At 61.5% G+C, this 16,970-nt stretch carries 13 protein-coding genes; 6 read left to right on the forward strand and 7 right to left on the reverse strand.

What is annotated here, in order from left to right:
• Positions 1 to 38: 38 nt before the first annotated feature.
• From fadA to QWI18_RS20240, 3 genes are all read right to left on the reverse strand, one after another.
• Entirely contained in the window at positions 39 to 1,214 is a 1,176-nt protein-coding gene (fadA, locus tag QWI18_RS20230; RefSeq protein ID WP_369319695.1) for an acetyl-CoA C-acyltransferase FadA, read from the reverse strand.
• A 23-nt stretch (positions 1,215 to 1,237) separates the two neighbouring features.
• Positions 1,238 to 3,385 carry a fatty acid oxidation complex subunit alpha FadB gene (fadB, locus tag QWI18_RS20235; RefSeq protein WP_369319696.1) on the reverse strand — a complete coding sequence of 716 codons (2,148 nt, stop codon included), beginning with the start codon at positions 3,383 to 3,385 and terminating at the stop codon, positions 1,238 to 1,240.
• A 571-nt stretch (positions 3,386 to 3,956) separates the two neighbouring features.
• A complete protein-coding gene (locus tag QWI18_RS20240; protein WP_296307934.1) occupies positions 3,957 to 4,394 on the reverse strand; it encodes a hypothetical protein in 438 nt (145 codons plus the stop codon).
• Positions 4,395 to 4,504: 110 nt separating this feature from the next.
• Here QWI18_RS20240 and QWI18_RS20245 point away from each other — a divergent pair, with 110 nt between their 5' ends.
• Entirely contained in the window at positions 4,505 to 4,948 is a 444-nt protein-coding gene (locus QWI18_RS20245; RefSeq protein ID WP_192130178.1) for a universal stress protein, read from the forward strand.
• Positions 4,949 to 5,017: 69 nt separating this feature from the next.
• On the opposite strand, the gene QWI18_RS20250 is transcribed toward QWI18_RS20245, so the two are convergent.
• Positions 5,018 to 6,928, reverse strand: coding sequence for an ATP-binding cassette domain-containing protein (locus QWI18_RS20250; protein ID WP_282371897.1), 1,911 nt, complete (start codon positions 6,926 to 6,928; stop codon positions 5,018 to 5,020).
• Between the two features lie 213 nt (positions 6,929 to 7,141).
• Between QWI18_RS20250 and QWI18_RS20255 the strand changes: the two genes are divergently transcribed.
• A complete protein-coding gene (locus QWI18_RS20255; protein ID WP_369319697.1) occupies positions 7,142 to 9,070 on the forward strand; it encodes a transglycosylase SLT domain-containing protein in 1,929 nt (642 codons plus the stop codon).
• A gap of 169 nt (positions 9,071 to 9,239) precedes the next feature.
• Here the strand turns inward: QWI18_RS20255 and QWI18_RS20260 are convergent, their stop codons facing one another.
• Complete coding sequence (locus QWI18_RS20260; protein WP_369319698.1) at positions 9,240 to 10,046, reverse strand: MOSC domain-containing protein; 807 nt, start codon at positions 10,044 to 10,046, stop codon at positions 9,240 to 9,242.
• A gap of 117 nt (positions 10,047 to 10,163) precedes the next feature.
• Positions 10,164 to 11,090, reverse strand: coding sequence for a chemotaxis protein CheV (locus QWI18_RS20265; RefSeq protein ID WP_065988584.1), 927 nt, complete (start codon positions 11,088 to 11,090; stop codon positions 10,164 to 10,166).
• Positions 11,091 to 11,642: 552 nt separating this feature from the next.
• Here QWI18_RS20265 and QWI18_RS20270 point away from each other — a divergent pair.
• From QWI18_RS20270 to QWI18_RS20280, 3 genes are all read left to right on the forward strand, one after another.
• Positions 11,643 to 12,146, forward strand: coding sequence for a hypothetical protein (locus QWI18_RS20270; RefSeq protein ID WP_192130174.1), 504 nt, complete (start codon positions 11,643 to 11,645; stop codon positions 12,144 to 12,146).
• A gap of 358 nt (positions 12,147 to 12,504) precedes the next feature.
• A complete protein-coding gene (locus QWI18_RS20275; RefSeq protein WP_369319699.1) occupies positions 12,505 to 13,341 on the forward strand; it encodes a sensor histidine kinase in 837 nt (278 codons plus the stop codon).
• The gene (locus QWI18_RS20280; protein WP_192130172.1) at positions 13,338 to 14,000 is read left to right on the forward strand and encodes a response regulator transcription factor; all 663 of its coding nucleotides are present in this window, start codon (positions 13,338 to 13,340) and stop codon (positions 13,998 to 14,000) included. Before QWI18_RS20275 ends, QWI18_RS20280 begins: the two co-directional genes overlap by 4 nt.
• Positions 14,001 to 14,047: 47 nt before the next feature.
• Here QWI18_RS20280 and yegS read toward each other — a convergent pair whose 3' ends face one another.
• Positions 14,048 to 14,956, reverse strand: coding sequence for a lipid kinase YegS (gene yegS / locus QWI18_RS20285; protein ID WP_369319700.1), 909 nt, complete (start codon positions 14,954 to 14,956; stop codon positions 14,048 to 14,050).
• Positions 14,957 to 15,407: 451 nt separating this feature from the next.
• Here yegS and QWI18_RS20290 point away from each other — a divergent pair, with 451 nt between their 5' ends.
• The gene (locus QWI18_RS20290) at positions 15,408 to 16,859 is read left to right on the forward strand and encodes a mannose-1-phosphate guanylyltransferase/mannose-6-phosphate isomerase (protein ID WP_192130170.1); all 1,452 of its coding nucleotides are present in this window, start codon (positions 15,408 to 15,410) and stop codon (positions 16,857 to 16,859) included.
• Positions 16,860 to 16,970 lie beyond the last annotated feature (111 nt).

The raw sequence follows: 16,970 nt of genomic DNA on the forward strand, positions 1-16,970 counted from the left end.
GCCGGGGCACCAGGCCCCGGCTCGCACACTGACACCGTTTAGACGCGTTCGAATACGGTGGTGATGCCCTGACCCAGACCGATGCACATGGTGGCAACACCCAGGGTGCCGCCATTCTGCTTCATCACGTTGAGCAAGGTGCCGGAAATCCGCGCCCCCGAGCAACCGAACGGGTGACCCAAGGCGATGGCGCCGCCGTGCAGGTTAACCTTCTCGTCCATCTTGTCGAGCACTTTCAGATCTTTCAGCACCGGCAGGGCCTGCGCAGCGAACGCTTCGTTGAGCTCGAAGTAGTCGATATCGGCGATGCTCAGCCCTGCGCGCTTGAGCGCTTTCTGGGTCGCCGGAACCGGTCCGTAGCCCATGATTGCAGGGTCGACACCGGCCACTGCCATGGAGCGGATCACCGCCAGGGGCTGGATGCCGAGGTCCATGGCGCGCTGGCCGGACATCACGATCATGCACGACGCACCGTCGGTGATTTGGGACGAGGTGCCGGCCGTGACCGTACCGCCTTTCGGGTTGAACGCAGGCTTGAGGGCCGCTAGGCTTTCCAGCGTCGTCTCCGGACGAATGGTCTCGTCGTAGTCGAACATCTTCAGGAAACCGTTCTCGTCGTAGCCCTGCATCGGGACGATTTCGTCCTTGAATTTCCCTTCCAGCGTGGCCTTCTGCGCGAGCCTGTGAGAACGCACACCGAACGCATCCTGCGCCTCACGGGTGATGCCGTGCATCTTGCCCAGCATTTCGGCGGTCAGGCCCATCATGCCGGAGGCTTTGGCGGCGTACAGCGACATGTGCGGGTTCGGGTCGACACCGTGCATCATGCCGACGTGACCCATGTGCTCGACACCGCCGATGACGAAGACGTCACCGTTGTTGCTCATGATGGCCTGCGCCGCCGTGTGCAGCGCGCTCATGGACGAACCACACAGGCGGCTGACCGTCTGTGCTGCGGAAGTGTGCGGAATCTGGGTCATCAGCGACGCCATGCGCGCGATGTTCCAGCCCTGCTCCAGGGTCTGGTTGACGCAGCCCCAGATCACGTCCTCGACTTCCGCCGGGTCAACCTTGTTGTTGCGTTCCAGCAATTTGCCGATCAGGTGCGCCGACATGTCTTCGGCGCGGGTATTGCGGTGCATGCCACCCTTGGAGCGGCCCATCGGTGTGCGACCGAAGTCGACAATCACGACGTCTCTCGGATTCAAGCTCATATCTTCACCTGTTCGTTGGGCACTTAGCCGAAGAAGCGCTGGCCGGTCTTGGCCATTTCACGCAGCTTCGCAGTGGGGTGGTACAGAGCGCCCAGATCAGCGTATTGGTCAGCCAGGGCGACGAATTCAGCAACACCGATCGAGTCGATGTAGCGCAGCGCGCCACCGCGGAACGGAGGGAAGCCGATGCCGTAGATCAGGCCCATGTCGGCCTCGGCCGCCGTGTCGACGATGCCGTCTTCCAGGCAACGCACGGTTTCAAGGCAGAGCGGGATCATCATCCAGTTGATGATGTCTTCGTCGCTGACTTCACGCTGCTCGTAGATCACTGGCTTGAGCACTTCCAGCACGGAAGCGTCGACCACTTTCTTCGGCTTGCCCTGCTTGTCGGTCTCGTAGACGTAGAAGCCCTTGCCATTCTTCTGGCCCAGGCGATTGGCGTCGTACAAGGCGTCGACAGCGGTGCGGCGATCATCCTTCATGCGGTCCGGGAAACCTTCAGCCATGACGTCGCGACCGTGGTGGCCGGTGTCGATGCCGACCACGTCCATCAGGTACGCCGGGCCCATTGGCCAGCCAAATTTTTCCATGACCTTGTCGATGCGCACGAAGTCGACACCGGCGCTGACCAGCTTGGCGAAACCACCGAAGTACGGGAACAGGATGCGGTTGACCAAAAAGCCCGGGCAGTCGTTGACCACGATCGGGTTCTTGCCCATTTTCTTGGCGTAAGCCACGGTGGTCGCCACGGCGACTTCGCTGGACTTCTCGCCACGGATGACTTCGACCAGCGGCATCATGTGCACCGGGTTGAAGAAGTGCATGCCGACGAAGTTTTCCGGGCGCTTGAGGGCCTTGGCCAGCAAGCTGATGGAGATCGTCGAGGTGTTGGAAGCGAGAATGGTGTCTTCACCTACCTGCCCTTCCACTTCGGCCAGCACGGCTTGCTTGACCTTCGGATTCTCGACCACGGCTTCGACGACGAGGTCGACGGTGCCGAAATCGCCGTAGGACAGCGTAGGACGAATCGCGTTGAGCGCTTCGGCCATCTTCGCGGAGGTCAGACGGCCTTTTTCGACGCGCTTGCCCAGCAGCTTCGATGCTTCGCCCAGGCCCAGTGCGATGGCTTCTTCACGGATGTCCTTCATCAGGATCGGCGTGCCTTTGACCGCCGACTGATAGGCGATGCCGCCGCCCATGATGCCGGCGCCCAGTACGGCGGCCTGCTTCACGTCCTTGGCCACTTCGTCGTAGACCTTGGCTTTCTTTTTCAGCTCCTGATCGTTCAGGAACAGGCCGATCAGGCTCGCGGCGGCCGAGGTCTTGGCCATCGTCACGAAACCGGCCGCTTCCACTTCCAGCGCTTTGTCGCGACCGAAATTGGCGGCTTTCTGGATGGTCTTGATCGCTTCGACCGGCGCCGGGTAGTTCGGGCCGGCCTGGCCTGCCACGAAACCCTTGGCGGTTTCAAAGGCCATCATCTGCTCGATGGCGTTGAGCTTGAGCTTGTCCAGCTTCGGCTGACGCTTGGCCTTGAAATCGAACTCGCCGGAGATGGCGCGTTTGATCAGGTCCAGAGCAGCTTCCTGCAGTTTGCCCGGGGCGACCACTGCATCGACGGCGCCCACTTTCAGTGCGTCTTCGGCGCTGTTGTCTTTGCCGGACGCGATCCACTCGACGGCGTTATCGACACCGATCAGACGTGGCAGACGGACTGTACCGCCGAAGCCCGGGTAGATGCCGAGTTTGACTTCTGGCAAGCCGACCTTGGCGGTGGCGGACATGACGCGGAAGTCAGCGGCCAGGCACATCTCCAGACCGCCGCCCAGCGCGATGCCGTTGATGGCCGCGAGGGTGGGTACGTTGAGGTCTTCGAAGGCGCTGAAAATCTTGTTGGCTTCGAGGTTGCCGGCGACGAGTTCAGCGTCCGGCAGCTTGAAGTTATCGACGAATTCGGTGATGTCGGCGCCGACGATGAACACGTCCTTGCCGCTGGTGACGATGACGCCCTTGATCGAGCTGTCGGCCTTGATGGCTTCGATGGCCTGACTGAGGTCGTTGAGGGTGAGACGATTGAACTTGTTGACGGACTCACCCTTGAGGTCGAACTGCAGTTCGACGATGCCACTTTCAAGAGCCTTAACCGTGATGGCTTTACCTTCGTAAATCATCAACTGATCTCCACGATATGGAAGCTGAACATTACGCGTCAGACGCTGAGATCCGGCGCTATGCACGACGTTGCCGTCGAGGCGAAACACCAAACGCCAGTCACCCCGTCGACGCGATTCGAGCGTCTGTCAGAGCATTCCTACGGCAAACGCTCAATTCATACGCCCGTTTGATTTGGGTGCGGCTACCTTCTGCCATATTCCAGCAATTGTCAATTCAGCAGACAGCGGGCAAAACAGGCAAATCGCAGGTAAAAAGCGCGCCTGATACGGGCCCATTCAAGGTAATGATTGCCTTGGTGGCGACAGCCGCTGATCAAGCGCTGGCGCGTGGAGAAGCTTGGCACGGAGGGAATAAAAAGCAGCACGGCAGCAGACAAATGCACCATTAAGGTCTACATTCAGCGCACTGCGCATCAAGACGGGTCATTTAAGCGTCGCCACCAAGCGATAGGTGACCCCGGTCGCGGCATTGCACCGCACCGCACAGGAATTACGGCCTGCCTGGCCAACCCCGGCCCGATGTTGTTATCGGGCTTTTTAATGCCCGCGATTCGGGCATCGGGGCGGATTACGCCAGGGCCTTCAGCACCGCTGCAATGTGCTGCAACACTTCGGGTTCGCCACGCTCGGCCCAGTACAGGGCAATCAGCTGCTTGCCCGCTTCCACCTTGTAGACGTCTGCCGGCAGCGTCTTGAACTGCTCAAGCAGCCGCGGATCTTCACACGGCTCGCGCCACTGGTTAAGCCACACGCCCGGTTCCATCTGCCAGTACACCCAGACATCGGGTGCACGTGCGGTACGAGGCCGGTGATACTGCGGGCACGGGCTCGGCGGCTCGGTCGGCAACCAGTGCGGCCACTCCTGGGGGATCAGCTGCATGGCCAGCCCCATTCGACGCGCCTGCATGCGCATGGCCATTCTGCCGCTCTGGGAGCGCGACGGGCGCAGCCAGACCATCGGACTTAAAACCACCGCGATGATTGACAGAACGATCCACACCGTCATATTTGTACGCCCCCCGCGGCGGCAAGCGGCGGGCGGACCACATCGGCGTGCCAGAGGCGCGTGAAAAGAGCCATAATCAAAACCATCGCAAACCTCAGAAGGAAAACCCCATGTCCTATGTACATATTCTGGTAGCCGTGGACCTCACTGAAGAGTGCGATCCGGTGATCAAAAAAGCCATGGCGCTGGCATTGGCCGGCGGCTCCAAGCTTTCGCTGGTGCACATCGTCGAACCCATGGCCATGGCCTTCGGTGGCGATGTCCCCATGGACCTGTCGCAGCTGCAACAACAGCAGTTCGATCAGGCCAAGGAAAAGCTGGAAGCGCTGAAACGCAAATACCCTGACGTCAAAACCGGCGACAGCCATCTCACCTATGGCCAGCCGCGTCAGGAAATCCACAACCTGGCGAAGGAGCACCAGGTCGACCTGATCGTTGTCGGCAGCCATGGCCGACACGGTCTGTCGCTGCTGCTCGGTTCCACCGCCAATGACGTGCTGCACGGCGCACCGTGCGACGTACTGGCTGTGCGACTGGTCAAGCGCGTCGACTGATTCAGGCCCGCAAACAAAAGCCCGGCCCTTGAAAAAGGACCGGGCTTTTTTATGGCCGCAGGTGACCGATCACTCGTCCAGCTCGGCCCAACGCTCAAGCAGCCCGTCCAGTTCGCCTTGCAGGCTTTCCAGCTGCGCCATCACGGCAGTGGTTTGCTCTGCAGGACGCTGATAGAAACCGGCCTCGGCCATCTCGGCAGTGAGCGCAGCCATTTGCGCTTCAACAGCGTCGATCTGTGCGGGCAGCGCTTCCAGCTCGCGTTGCAGCTTATAGCTGAGCTTCTTTTTCGCGACCGGCATTTCGGCCGCCGCGACGGGTGCTGCCTGAACCACGGCAGTGGCCAGCTCGGACTTGCCGGACTTGCTGTCGGTGACGCCCAGCAGACGCGGTGAGCCGCCCTGACGAATCCAGTCCTGATAACCACCAACGAACTCGCGGACCTTGCCCTCGCCTTCGAACACCAGGGTGCTGGTGACGACGTTATCGAGGAATGCCCGGTCGTGGCTGACCATCAGCACCGTGCCCTTGAAGGTCAGCAGCACTTCTTCAAGGAGCTCGAGGGTCTCGACGTCCAGGTCGTTGGTCGGTTCGTCGAGCACCAGCAAGTTGGCCGGTTTGCTGAACAGTTTGGCAAGCAGCAGACGCGCCCGCTCACCGCCCGACAATGCCTTGACTGGCGTCCGCGCCCGCTGCGGGCTGAACAGGAAATCGCCCAGGTAGCTGAGGACGTGACGGCTCTGGCCGTCGATGTCGATGAAGTCGCGCCCTTCGGCGACGTTATCGATCACGGTCTTTTCCAGATCGAGCTGGTGACGCAACTGGTCGAAGTAGGCGACGTCCAGACGGGTGCCGACTTCCACCTTGCCACTGGTGGGCTGGAGGTTGTCGAGCATCAGCTTGAGCAGCGTGGTCTTGCCGGTGCCGTTGGCGCCGAGCAGACCGATACGGTCTTCGCGCTGCAGGACCATGGAGAAGTCCTTGATCAGCATCGGGCCGCCCGGGTGAGCGAAGCTGACGTTGTCGAGCACCATCACCTGCTTGCCGGATTTGTCTGCGGTGTCGAGCTGAATGTTGGCTTTGCCGGTGCGTTCGCGGCGGTCGCTGCGCTCGACGCGCAATGCCTTCAGGGCGCGGACGCGGCCTTCGTTACGGGTACGACGGGCCTTGATGCCCTGACGAATCCACACTTCTTCCTGGGCCAGACGCTTGTCGAACAGCGCGTTGGCGGTTTCTTCCGCCGCGAGCATGGCTTCCTTGTGCACCAGGAAGCTGGCGTAGTCGCCATCCCAGTCGATCAGGCCGCCACGGTCGAGCTCCAGAATGCGGGTCGCGAGGTTCTGCAGGAAGGACCGGTCGTGGGTGATGAACAACACCGCGCCCTGGAATTCCTTCAAGGCTTCTTCGAGCCAGGCAATCGCGCCGATGTCGAGGTGGTTGGTCGGTTCGTCGAGCATCAGCAGATCAGGCTCGGACACCAGCGCCTGGGCCAGCAACACGCGACGACGCCAGCCACCGGACAGTTCGGCGAGGGTCTTGTCGGCCGGCAGTTGCAGACGGCTGAGGGTGCTGTCCACCAACTGCTGCAGGCGCCAGCCGTCACGGGCTTCGAGGTCCGACTGCACGTGCATCAGCTTGTCGAGGTCTTCGGCAGTGACGATGTTCTGGCTCAGGTGGTGGTACTGAGCGAGCAGCTCGCCCACGCCGTCCAGGCCTTCGGCCACCACGTCAAACACGGTACGGCCGTCAGCGACCGGCAACTCCTGCGGGAGCTCGCCGATCTTCAGGCCGGGTGCGCGCCAGACATTGCCGTCGTCGGGCATCTGAATGCCTTTGACGAGCTTCAACATGCTGGACTTGCCCGTGCCGTTACGGCCAATGATGCAGACCCGCTCACCACGGGCGATCTGCCAGGACACCTTGTCCAACAACGGCATGGCGCCGAACGCAAGGGACACATCGCTGAATTTGAGCAGGGTCATGAGCTTCTCCAAAAACCGGGCGCGCATTCTACCTGAGATAACCCGGCAGAGGGGCGGCTAATCGATGACAGGACGTCGTCCGGACCCGGTGGCCGGCCGATTGTAGGCCGGGTTTGTTTCCATCCATCACGACGGGCGAGGCAGCGCTTCAACCCGCGCGGGCAACAGGCTAAGCTAGCCGCACTTTTCACGATGCATCTGAACGGAAGTCTCATGCGCAGTCGTTTCTTCAGCCTTTTGTCCTGCCTGCTTCTGTCGGCCACCGCTGCCCAGTCCGTCCAAGCGGTCGATCTCACCACCCAGCGTCAGTATTACGATGAAGCCAAACGCGCTTTGGCCAAGGGCGACAGCGGCCCTTATCGCACCTATGCCGCCGCGCTGGCGGATTACCCCCTCGAGCCGTATCTGGCCTACGACGAACTCACCGCACGCCTGAACAGCGCGAGTGACGAGGAAGTCGAAAAATTCTTCGCCGAGCATGGCGACCTGCCGCAAGCCAACTACATGAAGCTGCGCTGGCTGCGGCTGTTGGCCTCGCGCGGTGACTGGCAGCCCTTCGTCAAGTATTACGACCCCAAGCTGAATTTCGTCGAACTCGACTGCCTGTACGGCTCCTATCAGCTCAGCCATAACCAGCGCTCGGAAGGCTATGCCAACGCCGAGAAGACCTGGATGACCGGCAAGACGCTGCCGGCGGCCTGCGATACGTTTTTCACCCAGTGGGCCGTCGAAGGTCAACTGACCGAGCAGAAACGCTGGCAGCGCGCCAAGCTCGCTGCGCAAGGGCGCAACTATGCGCTGGCCAATCAACTGGTCAACAGTATGACCACCCTCGCCCCCCAGGGCCGTTTGCTGATCGCCGTGGCGCAGAAGCCGGAAATGGTCAACAACCAGGGCCAGTTCATGCCGGCCGACGAGGCCATGTCCGATGTGGTCGGGCTGGGCCTGCGTCGCCTCGCCAAGCAGGACCCGCAGCGGGCCATGGAGCTGCTCGACAGTTACGCGCCGGTGCTGCATTTCTCCCACGAAGAACAGGTGCAGATCGCCAAGGAGATCGGCCTGACCCTGGCCCGCAGTTACGACGGTCGCGCCCTTGAGGTCATGACCAAGTACGATCCGGACCTGCGCGACAACACCGTCACCGAATGGCGCTTGCGTCTGTTGCTGCGACTGGGTCGCTGGAGTGATGCGTACGAGTTGACCCGTCGCCTGCCCCAGGACCTGGCGACCACCAACCGCTGGCGTTACTGGCAGGCCCGCTCTCTTGAGCTGGCGCAGCCCAACAGCCCGCTGCTGCCGGGGCTGTACAAAGGGGTGGCGAAGGAGCGTGATTTCTACGGTTTCCTCGCCGCCGACCGCACCCAGACGCCGTACATGCTCAACAACAAGCCGTTGGCGATGAGTCAGGCGCTGATGACCAAGGTGCGCAACACCCCGGGTGTGCGCCGCGCGCTGGAGTTCTACGATCGCGGGCAGATCGTCGACGGTCGCCGCGAGTGGTACCACGTCACCCGTCGCTTCAGCCGGGACGAAATGGTTGCCCAGGCCAAACTGGCGTACGACATGCACTGGTACTTCCCGGCGATTCGCACCATCAGCCAGGCGCAGTACTGGGACGACCTCGACATTCGCTTCCCGATGGCCCACCGCGACACCCTGGTGCGTGAAGCGCAGGTTCGCGGGCTGCATTCAAGCTGGGTATTTGCGATCACGCGACAGGAAAGCGCGTTCATGGACGACGCCCGCTCCGGCGTCGGTGCCGCAGGCTTGATGCAACTGATGCCTGCGACGGCCAAAGAGACCGCACGCAAATTCAGTATTCCTTTGGCCTCGCCGGCGCAGGTACTCGATCCGGACAAGAACATCCAGCTCGGCGCCGCGTACCTGAGTCAGGTCCATGCGCAGTTCAATGGCAACCGGGTGCTGGCTTCGGCGGCGTATAACGCAGGCCCGGGACGTGTCCGTCAGTGGCTGAGGGGCGCCAACCACCTGGCCTTCGACGTCTGGGTCGAGAGCATTCCGTTCGACGAGACCCGTCAGTACGTGCAGAACGTGCTGTCTTACGCGGTGATCTACGGCCAGAAGCTCAACTCGCCGCAGCCGCTGGTGGACTGGCATGAGCGGTTCTTTGATGATTTGTAAGGCCGCGCGGTCGTAGGACCGGCTTTAGCCGGGAAGACATCGGGCTGCACGGCGGAGATTCGCGGCGTGACTGCCGGCCTCTTCCCGGCTAAAGCCGGTCCTACAGTGCGAATCGAGTGCATTTTGTAGGACCGGCTTTAGCCGGGAAAGCGTAAGAGCAAGCGCTCGACTACTCCAGCACCTCAACCTCCATCCCCACCTCGACCTGCCCCGGTCCATTACTCACCAGGTTCTGCCCAAACCAGATCTGACCCTCCCGCTCCCGATACGTCTTCAGCGTCGTCATCGGTTCGCGGTCGGCGCTACGTTCGCCGGTTGCCGGATCTATCGTCGTCAGAATGCAGCGCGAGCAGGGCTTTAACACCCGCAATTCAACGCCGCCAATTCGAATCCGCTTCCAGCCATCCTCCGCAAACGCCTCGGAGCCAGTGACAACCAGATTCGGGCGAAACCGCAGCATCTCTAGCGGGCGGCCGACCTTCTGCGACAAATCATCCAGCGACGACTGGCCGATCAACAACAACGGGAAACCGTCAGCAAATCCGACCCTGTCCTCGGTGGCCCCATAGCCGGAAGGCAGCCCGCGTGCGCGCTCTTTCGGCACGTGCACCAGCCGCGTCGGCTTGCCCACCAGGGCACTGACCCAACGCGCCGCGTCTTCGCCCGCGTCCGGCACACGAAAACTGTCGCGCCAGATCGTGATGCCGCGCAGATTGGCCTCTTCATCGGCTGGCACCGGCACATTCAGACTGCCCAGACCGGGGGCCGACAACGTCACGCCATCGCCCTGCCACAGCACCGACAGCTGCGACATCTGCGGCAGCACACGCTGGCTGTAAAACCGCCCGGTGGCCTCATCCACCAGCATCCAGCGGCGATCACCACTCATGCCCAACTCATCGAAACTGGCCTGCTGCAACGGCTCGGCCATGCAGGATTTGAGGGGGTACCGATACAGTGCGCTGAGGTGAAACATGTACGCGTCCTTATGCCAGAGCGGAAAGCCACCACTCTATACGAGACGCCGGAAAACCAAGCGGTACAGATGCAAAAAAGCCCCTCCATACAGCAAGGGGCTTGAAACAGAACCGGATCAGTTGTCGAGCATGAGCCGCTCGCGGACCACGTCGACCAGCTTGTCCGGCTGGAATTTGGAGAGGAAGTTATCGCAGCCGACCTTCTTGACCATGGACTCGTTGAAGCTGCCGGACAGCGAGGTATGCAGCACCACATAGAGGCCGCGCAGGCGGGGGTCGTTACGGATTTCCGTGGTCAGGCGGTAGCCGTCCATTTCCGGCATCTCGGCGTCGGTAAAGACCATCAACAGCTTGTCGGTCATCACCTCACCGGTGTCCGCCCAGCCCTTGAGCATGTTCAGGGCTTTCAACCCGTCACGGGCGACGTGCATTTTCACGCCGAGCTGACCCAAAGTGTCACGCAACTGCGAGAGCGCCACGTTGGAGTCGTCCACCAGCAGCACTTCGCGGCCAATGGCGCGGGTGAGGACCGGATCTTCCAGCTTGTCGCGGGAGACCTTGGCGCTGTACGGCACGATCTCGGCGAGAACTTTCTCCACGTCGATGATCTCCACCAACTGGTCATCGACCTTGCTGATGGCGGTCAGGTAGTGCTGACGCCCGGCGCTGGTCGGTGGTGGTAGGATCGCCTCCCAGTTCATGTTGACGATGCGGTCGACGCCGCCCACCAGAAAGGCCTGAACCGAGCGGTTGTATTCGGTCACGATGATCGTGCTCGAAGGGCCCGGCACCAACGGGCGCATGCCGATGGCTTGGGACAGGTCGATGACCGGCAGGGTCTGGCCGCGCAGGTTGACCACGCCGCACACGAACGGATGACGCTGGGGCATCAGCGTCAGCTTGGGCAGTTGCAGGACTTCCTGAACCTTGAATACGTTGATCGCGAACAACTGCCGGCCAGCCAGGCGGAACATGAGGATTTCCAGGCGGTTCTCACCTACCAGCTGTGTACGTTGGTCTACTGTGTCGAGAATGCCAGCCATCTGTTGCTCCTGGAGCAGGGTTCAAGTAAGTCCGCCTACCCTTTATCGGCAGCCCCATGACAGACCTTAATCGGAATAGAATGCGCATCGCGCAATTGATGTCACATTAACATCACCAAAGACCCGTCGACAGACCCGAGCGCTGGCAGACCGGCAAACGGCGTGGCTTTCAGACGCGCGGCCCGATGACGACCTGCTGCAGAGCGACACCGCGAGTAGGGGTAACCCTTAAGGGCAATCGCGGCGAACCCGATATTCGGCCTTCCCAATAGCCATTACTGTGACGCCCTTCTCGTAAATGAATGGAGTCAGGCATGCGGTTGCGCTCGCGGAAGTATCCCCCTCAGTGGCCGGCCGCCTTGCAACGGACCGTCCTCGCGAGCCCTTTGGGCAGATGATCGTCCGACGCGCTCATGCCGATTACCCCGCCCTGCCCGACCATTCGCAACAATCAGAAACGCCCTACAGACTTTCCTGTGCCTTCAACATTAACTTTGGACCACTCGCCCCACGCGACCTGACGTCGCCATTTGAGAAGAGTGGAGATTGCACATGCTGAACGGCAATGAATGGCAGCAGTTGCATGCAGAGTTTCTCAGCGATACCCAGACACTCATGTGCCGCGCCGATGAATGCCTCAGCCATCTGGAATTGATCAGCGATGATCGTGACGCGATGGAATGCCTGCTCACCACACTGCAACACATTGCCGGCGAGGCAGACACCCATGGTGTTGAAACCGTCTGTGGTTTCGCCCGCCAGTTGCGTTATCTCCTTTACTTCGCCCACGCTGCCGGGCAATTGCAGCCAAAGGCATTGCACACGCTAAAATGCTGCTTCGAGCTGATGGCCTGGCAGCTTGAGCTCATCGACCCCCAGACTGGATCGCTGGCGCTTGACGACTGCGAGCAGCGCGATTTGCTGGACGCATTCGCCTGCCAGTGCGGGGCCGGCACGCGGGCGCTCAACGTCGCCGTTAACCCGGGCTGGACGGTCAGTGGCGGGAAGTACGACGGGCTCGCACCCGAGCGTGCCGATCACCGTGAAGCGCCATGAATTGCTGCTGATAGCACCCATCGCACGCCCGTCCCGCACTTGAAAGGCTGGCTGAACGGACCCTCGGCGTTGTGATGGGTGTCAATCAGTGCTCAACCTCAGCCCTCAATAAAACCGACAATTAAGTTACTATCGGCGCGCTCGAAGGGACGCTTGAAGCAGCACTTTTTCGGTCCATTCGAACAGTCGTCTGGACGCGCTATACCCCTACACAGGAAGTTCAGCATTGGGTTGTTCGCAGTGCTCGTTCAAATGGCCTGACAGATCCGTCAGGTGTAGACATCCATTATCGATGGCTTCATTCGCTATGCATGGCAGCAGGAAATTACGTGGCGTTCATCGGATGAACCCCGGCAGCATGATTCGCTGGGCAGCCTTGCTCGGCCTGGCGACCACGGGCTGCAATGTGGTCGCGTATCTGGCGAGCGGCGCGCTGCCGCTGGGGTTGGCGCTTATCAACGGGCTGGCGTTTGCCGGCCTCTGCTACAGCCTGACCCGCCCGAACCGGACCATTCAGTTTCAGCCCAGGGAACTGGCCGAGCACATGCTGCAGGTTCAGGAAACCGAGCGGCATCGTCTGAGCCGCGAGCTGCACGATGACATCGGCCAGATGCTCACGGCGGCAAAAATGCAGAGTGACTGGCTTCAGCGCCGCGCTCCGCAGGCATTGCACGCGCAGTGCACAACGCTCATCAACACCCTCGATGAAACCCTGGCGAAGGTTCGCGACGTGTCCGCCATCCTCAACCCCCGCCAGTTGACCAGCCTGGGACTGGAAGCCAGCCTGCGCGCGCATTTGCTGCGCACGCTTTCGGCCACGTCCGTGCAGTGGAGCCTGGAATGCCAGCAGCGCCTGGACGGTATTCCCGAAGAAATCGCCGTGGCGGCCTTCCGGATTACCCAGGAGGCCGTCACCAACATGCTGCGCCACGCCCAGGCAAAAAACCTGCGCGTGCAACTGCAGCGTCGTCCGGAAGGGTTGTCGGTGAGCATTCGCGATGATGGCCTCGGGTTCGCCCCGGCGCTGAGCCCCGCTGGACAGGGACAGCGCGGTATGGCCGGCATGGCGGAGCGCGCGAGCCTGTTGGGCGGTGAATTGAGCGTCGCAAGCGAGCCCGGACAAGGCACCTCCATTCAGGCGTTGTTTCCGTGGGCGCCGCGTGTTCGCGGACGCGCCAATGGCAGCAAGCCGTGAGGGTCTGCAACGTACTGCTGGTGGATGATCACGCGCTGATCCGCGCCGGTGTTCGCGCGCTGGTGTCAGACATTCCGGGTTACGCAGTCATTGGTGAGGCCAGCGACGGCCATCAGTTGCTGGAAATGAGCCTGCAGCTGAAACCCGACATCATTTTGCTCGACATCTCCATGGGCGACAGCGACGGTCTGGAGGCCCTGCAACGCCTGCGCCGGACGCTTCCGCACAGCAGGGTGCTGATTCTGTCGATGCACACCGAGCCGTGCCTGATCATGGGCGCGCTGGCCAGCGGCGCCCACGGCTATCTTCTCAAGGATGCGACCGCCAGCGAGATCGAGCACGCGCTGAACGCCCTGCGCGATGGCGAACGCTACCTGAGCCCGGCCATCGCTCACACGGTCATCAGCCAGGCGCTGGTCAGCAGCCAAATCGCGCCTGCCGAACCCGCCGAGAACCACAACCTCACCGCGCGGCAGCTGGAAATCCTGCGGCTGGTCGTGCGGGGTACCTCCACCCGCGAGATCGCTGCCGGCCTCGGCCTGAGCGTCAAAACGGTGGAAACCCATCGCGCGCAAATCATGAAGCGGCTGCACATCTACGACGTGCCCGGGCTGGTGCTGTTCTGTGTGAGGGAGCGAATCATCAGCCTGGATGACTGACGGCGCCGGATGAGCACGCGGGCGCGGCTCATCCGACATTTCAAGGCTCAGGCGAGCTGTCGCGTCTGCCCCAGCAGCGGCGAATGCGACGGCAGGTGAACGCGCAACGCACCCGCTCGCGCCTCGAAACGGTTTGCTTCGCCGCTCAGGGGTTCGCCGTCGAGGTTGATATTCAGCCCCTGCGCCGACTTGAGCTCCACCCACGGCAGCCGCGCCCGAACGAACATGTTGTCGAGGCCCAGACCGCCTTCGAGCAGGCTCTTCAAGGTGCTCACCACCTCCTGGGGCGCTGGCAGAATGCTGATGTCCAGCAGCCCGTCATCGGCCAGGGCTTCCGGGCACAACGGATGTCCACCGCCCGCCTGACGACCGTTGCCGATCCCCAGCGCCAGCATCTCGCCCTTCCAATGAAAGTCCGGGCCGTTGAATTCGCCGTAGGCGGCCTTCAACTCACTGAAACGTGTAAGACCGGTGAACAGATAGGCCGCACCGCCGAGGATCTTTTTCAGGTCTTCGGAGGTGTTGGCGGTGACCTGGCTGCCAAACCCGCCGGTGGCCATGTTGAGGAACATTTGCCCGCCCACGACCCCCATGTCGACCGGGCGCGCCGGCACGTCCAGCAGGTCGAGGGCCTGATCCGGCTCCAGCGGCACGCCCGCCGAACGGGCGAAGTCGTTGGCGGTGCCCAGCGGCATGATCACCAGGCTGGCGTCGACTTCAGACAGCGCCAGCGCCTCCGCCACGTCCCGCAGCGTGCCATCGCCGCCACCGGCGATGATGTGCCGATGACCGGCCTCCAGCCCCTCACGTACCAGGCGCTGGGCATCCCCCGCTTCCCAGGTCACGCGCACGTCCAGTTCCCAGCCATGTTTGCGCTTGCGCTCCACCGCCTCGCGGACATCCTCGTTGAGCGCCTGCTTGCCGTGAAGAATCAGTAATGCCCTGCGCGCTGTCATATCCCTTCCTTCTACCTGTACGAATTGATGCGTGATGTGTTGACCGCGCCCGCTGCAAAAAAAGCCCGTGGGGGAAAAATCTTTTGAGCCAGTGTCCCGGATGAGAGACGTTTTAAATACCTCCGGACAGCCGTGAAATGGCAGGTCGAGAGCCCAGTGATGGCAAAAAGCCTTGCGCGGCAGGGACTTAGACAAGGCTGCTCCTCCTCTGCCCTGCGCCCCGATGCTGCCACTGCCACAGCCCTTACGGTCAGTGCCCCGCAAATAAGGGACGAGAGGCGTTAATTCTGCGTTACAGACCCTTGAAATGCATCGGAGGAAAGCGCTTAATCGACAAATAATTGGCTAATTTGACCGATCCTGAATTAAAAGTCAGTAAATTGACTTTTTACCGATTGGCCTGGCATGCCGCCGAGTCATTGATTCACGGATCGAAAAGGCGAGAAACGACATGCAACTGATTCCCTGCATTATTGCTGGCGGCGCCGGCACCCGGCTGTGGCCTGTTTCACGGGAGGCGATGCCCAAACCCTTCATACGCCTGCCGGACGGCGAAAGCCTGCTGCAGAAGACGTTCAACCGCGCCAGCCAGCTGGACGGCGTTGGAAGCGTTCTCACCGTCACCAATCGGGATGTGTATTTCCGCACTGTCGATGACTATCGGCTGCTGAACAAGCACCAATTGGCGCTCGAGTTTCTGCTCGAGCCGTTCGGCCGCAACACTGCCCCTGCCATCGCTGCGGCGGCGCTGCACGTTCAGGCGCGCTACGGCGACGACGCGCAGTTGCTGATCCTGCCGGCTGACCAGCTCATCAGTGACGTCGCCGCCTTCGAGACGGCCGTGCAAAGCGCACGCAAACTGGCCGACGAAGGCTGGCTGGTGACGTTCGGGCTGATTCCCTCCCGCGCAGAGACCGGTTTTGGTTACATCGAGAAAGGCCAGGCCCTCGGTGGCGAGGCCTACCAGGTCGCGCGCTTCGTCGAGAAACCCGACGCCGTCACCGCCCAGGACTATCTCGCAGGCGGTCTGCATTTGTGGAACGCCGGGATGTTCTGCATGCGCGTCGATGTGCTGCTGAACGAAATGGACACTCACGCGCCGGAAGTGCTGGCCGCCGTGCGCCATTGCCTGTCGCAGTGCAACACCAAGGAGGGCCGCAACGAGCTGCAGATCGAACTGGACAGCACGACCTTCGCCCAGGCACCGGACATTTCCATCGATTACGCGTTGATGGAGCGTTCGCAGAAGGTTGCGGTGGTGCCCTGCGAGATGGGCTGGAGCGATATCGGTTCGTGGCGCGCCATTCGCGAGCTGGCCCCGGCGGATGAAAACGGCAACCAGTGCAACGGCCAGGTGGTGCTGCACGACGTGACCAACTGCTACATCGACTCGAAAAAGCGCCTGGTGGGTGCGGTGGGTCTGGACAACCTGATCATCATCGACACGCCGGATGCTTTGTTGATCGCCGACGCCGATCGCAGTCAGGAGGTCAAGATCATCGCTCAGGAGCTCAAGCGTCAGGGTCATCCGGCGTATCTGTTGCACAACACCGTTACCCGGCCGTGGGGGACTTATACGGTGCTTGAGGAGGGCAAGCGCTTCAAGATCAAGCGCATCGTGGTGAAACCGCAGGCGTCTTTGTCGCTGCAGATGCATCACCACCGCAGTGAGCACTGGATTGTGGTCAGTGGCATGGCGCGCGTTACGAATGGCGAGAAGGAGTTCATGCTCGACACCAATGAGTCGACGTTCATTCAGCCCGGCCACACCCATCGTTTGGTCAATCCGGGGGTGATTGATCTGGTGATGATCGAGGTGCAGAGCGGGGAGTATCTGGGGGAAGACGATATCGTGCGGTTTACCGATGTGTATGGGCGGGTGCCTGAGGCTGCGAAAGCTTAGGCGTAGCCTCATTAGATCAAGATCAAGGGCGTCTGCCTGGGGGCAGACTGTTTCGCCTTCGGCGAGTTACTTTTAAAAAGCACTAAAAGTAACCAAAAGTGCCTGCTCTCG

It is taken from the genome of Pseudomonas sp. W2Oct36 (assembly GCF_041060465.1).
Lineage (GTDB): Bacteria > Pseudomonadota > Gammaproteobacteria > Pseudomonadales > Pseudomonadaceae > Aquipseudomonas > Aquipseudomonas graminis_B.

Bases quoted from the DNA above. Each gene is read 5' to 3' on its own strand.
- fadA (WP_369319695.1), bottom strand. From the start codon at position 1,214: ATGAGCTTGAATCCGAGAGACGTCGTGATTGTCGACTTCGGTCGCACA.
- QWI18_RS20250 (WP_282371897.1), bottom strand. From the start codon at position 6,928: ATGACCCTGCTCAAATTCAGCGATGTGTCCCTTGCGTTCGGCGCCATG.
- QWI18_RS20275 (WP_369319699.1), top strand. From the start codon at position 12,505: ATGATTCGCTGGGCAGCCTTGCTCGGCCTGGCGACCACGGGCTGCAAT.
- QWI18_RS20240 (WP_296307934.1), bottom strand. From the start codon at position 4,394: ATGACGGTGTGGATCGTTCTGTCAATCATCGCGGTGGTTTTAAGTCCG.
- QWI18_RS20265 (WP_065988584.1), bottom strand. From the start codon at position 11,090: ATGGCTGGCATTCTCGACACAGTAGACCAACGTACACAGCTGGTAGGT.
- QWI18_RS20245 (WP_192130178.1), top strand. From the start codon at position 4,505: ATGTCCTATGTACATATTCTGGTAGCCGTGGACCTCACTGAAGAGTGC.
- QWI18_RS20270 (WP_192130174.1), top strand. From the start codon at position 11,643: ATGCTGAACGGCAATGAATGGCAGCAGTTGCATGCAGAGTTTCTCAGC.
- fadB (WP_369319696.1), bottom strand. From the start codon at position 3,385: ATGATTTACGAAGGTAAAGCCATCACGGTTAAGGCTCTTGAAAGTGGC.
- yegS (WP_369319700.1), bottom strand. From the start codon at position 14,956: ATGACAGCGCGCAGGGCATTACTGATTCTTCACGGCAAGCAGGCGCTC.
- QWI18_RS20255 (WP_369319697.1), top strand. From the start codon at position 7,142: ATGCGCAGTCGTTTCTTCAGCCTTTTGTCCTGCCTGCTTCTGTCGGCC.
- QWI18_RS20260 (WP_369319698.1), bottom strand. From the start codon at position 10,046: ATGTTTCACCTCAGCGCACTGTATCGGTACCCCCTCAAATCCTGCATG.
- QWI18_RS20290 (WP_192130170.1), top strand. From the start codon at position 15,408: ATGCAACTGATTCCCTGCATTATTGCTGGCGGCGCCGGCACCCGGCTG.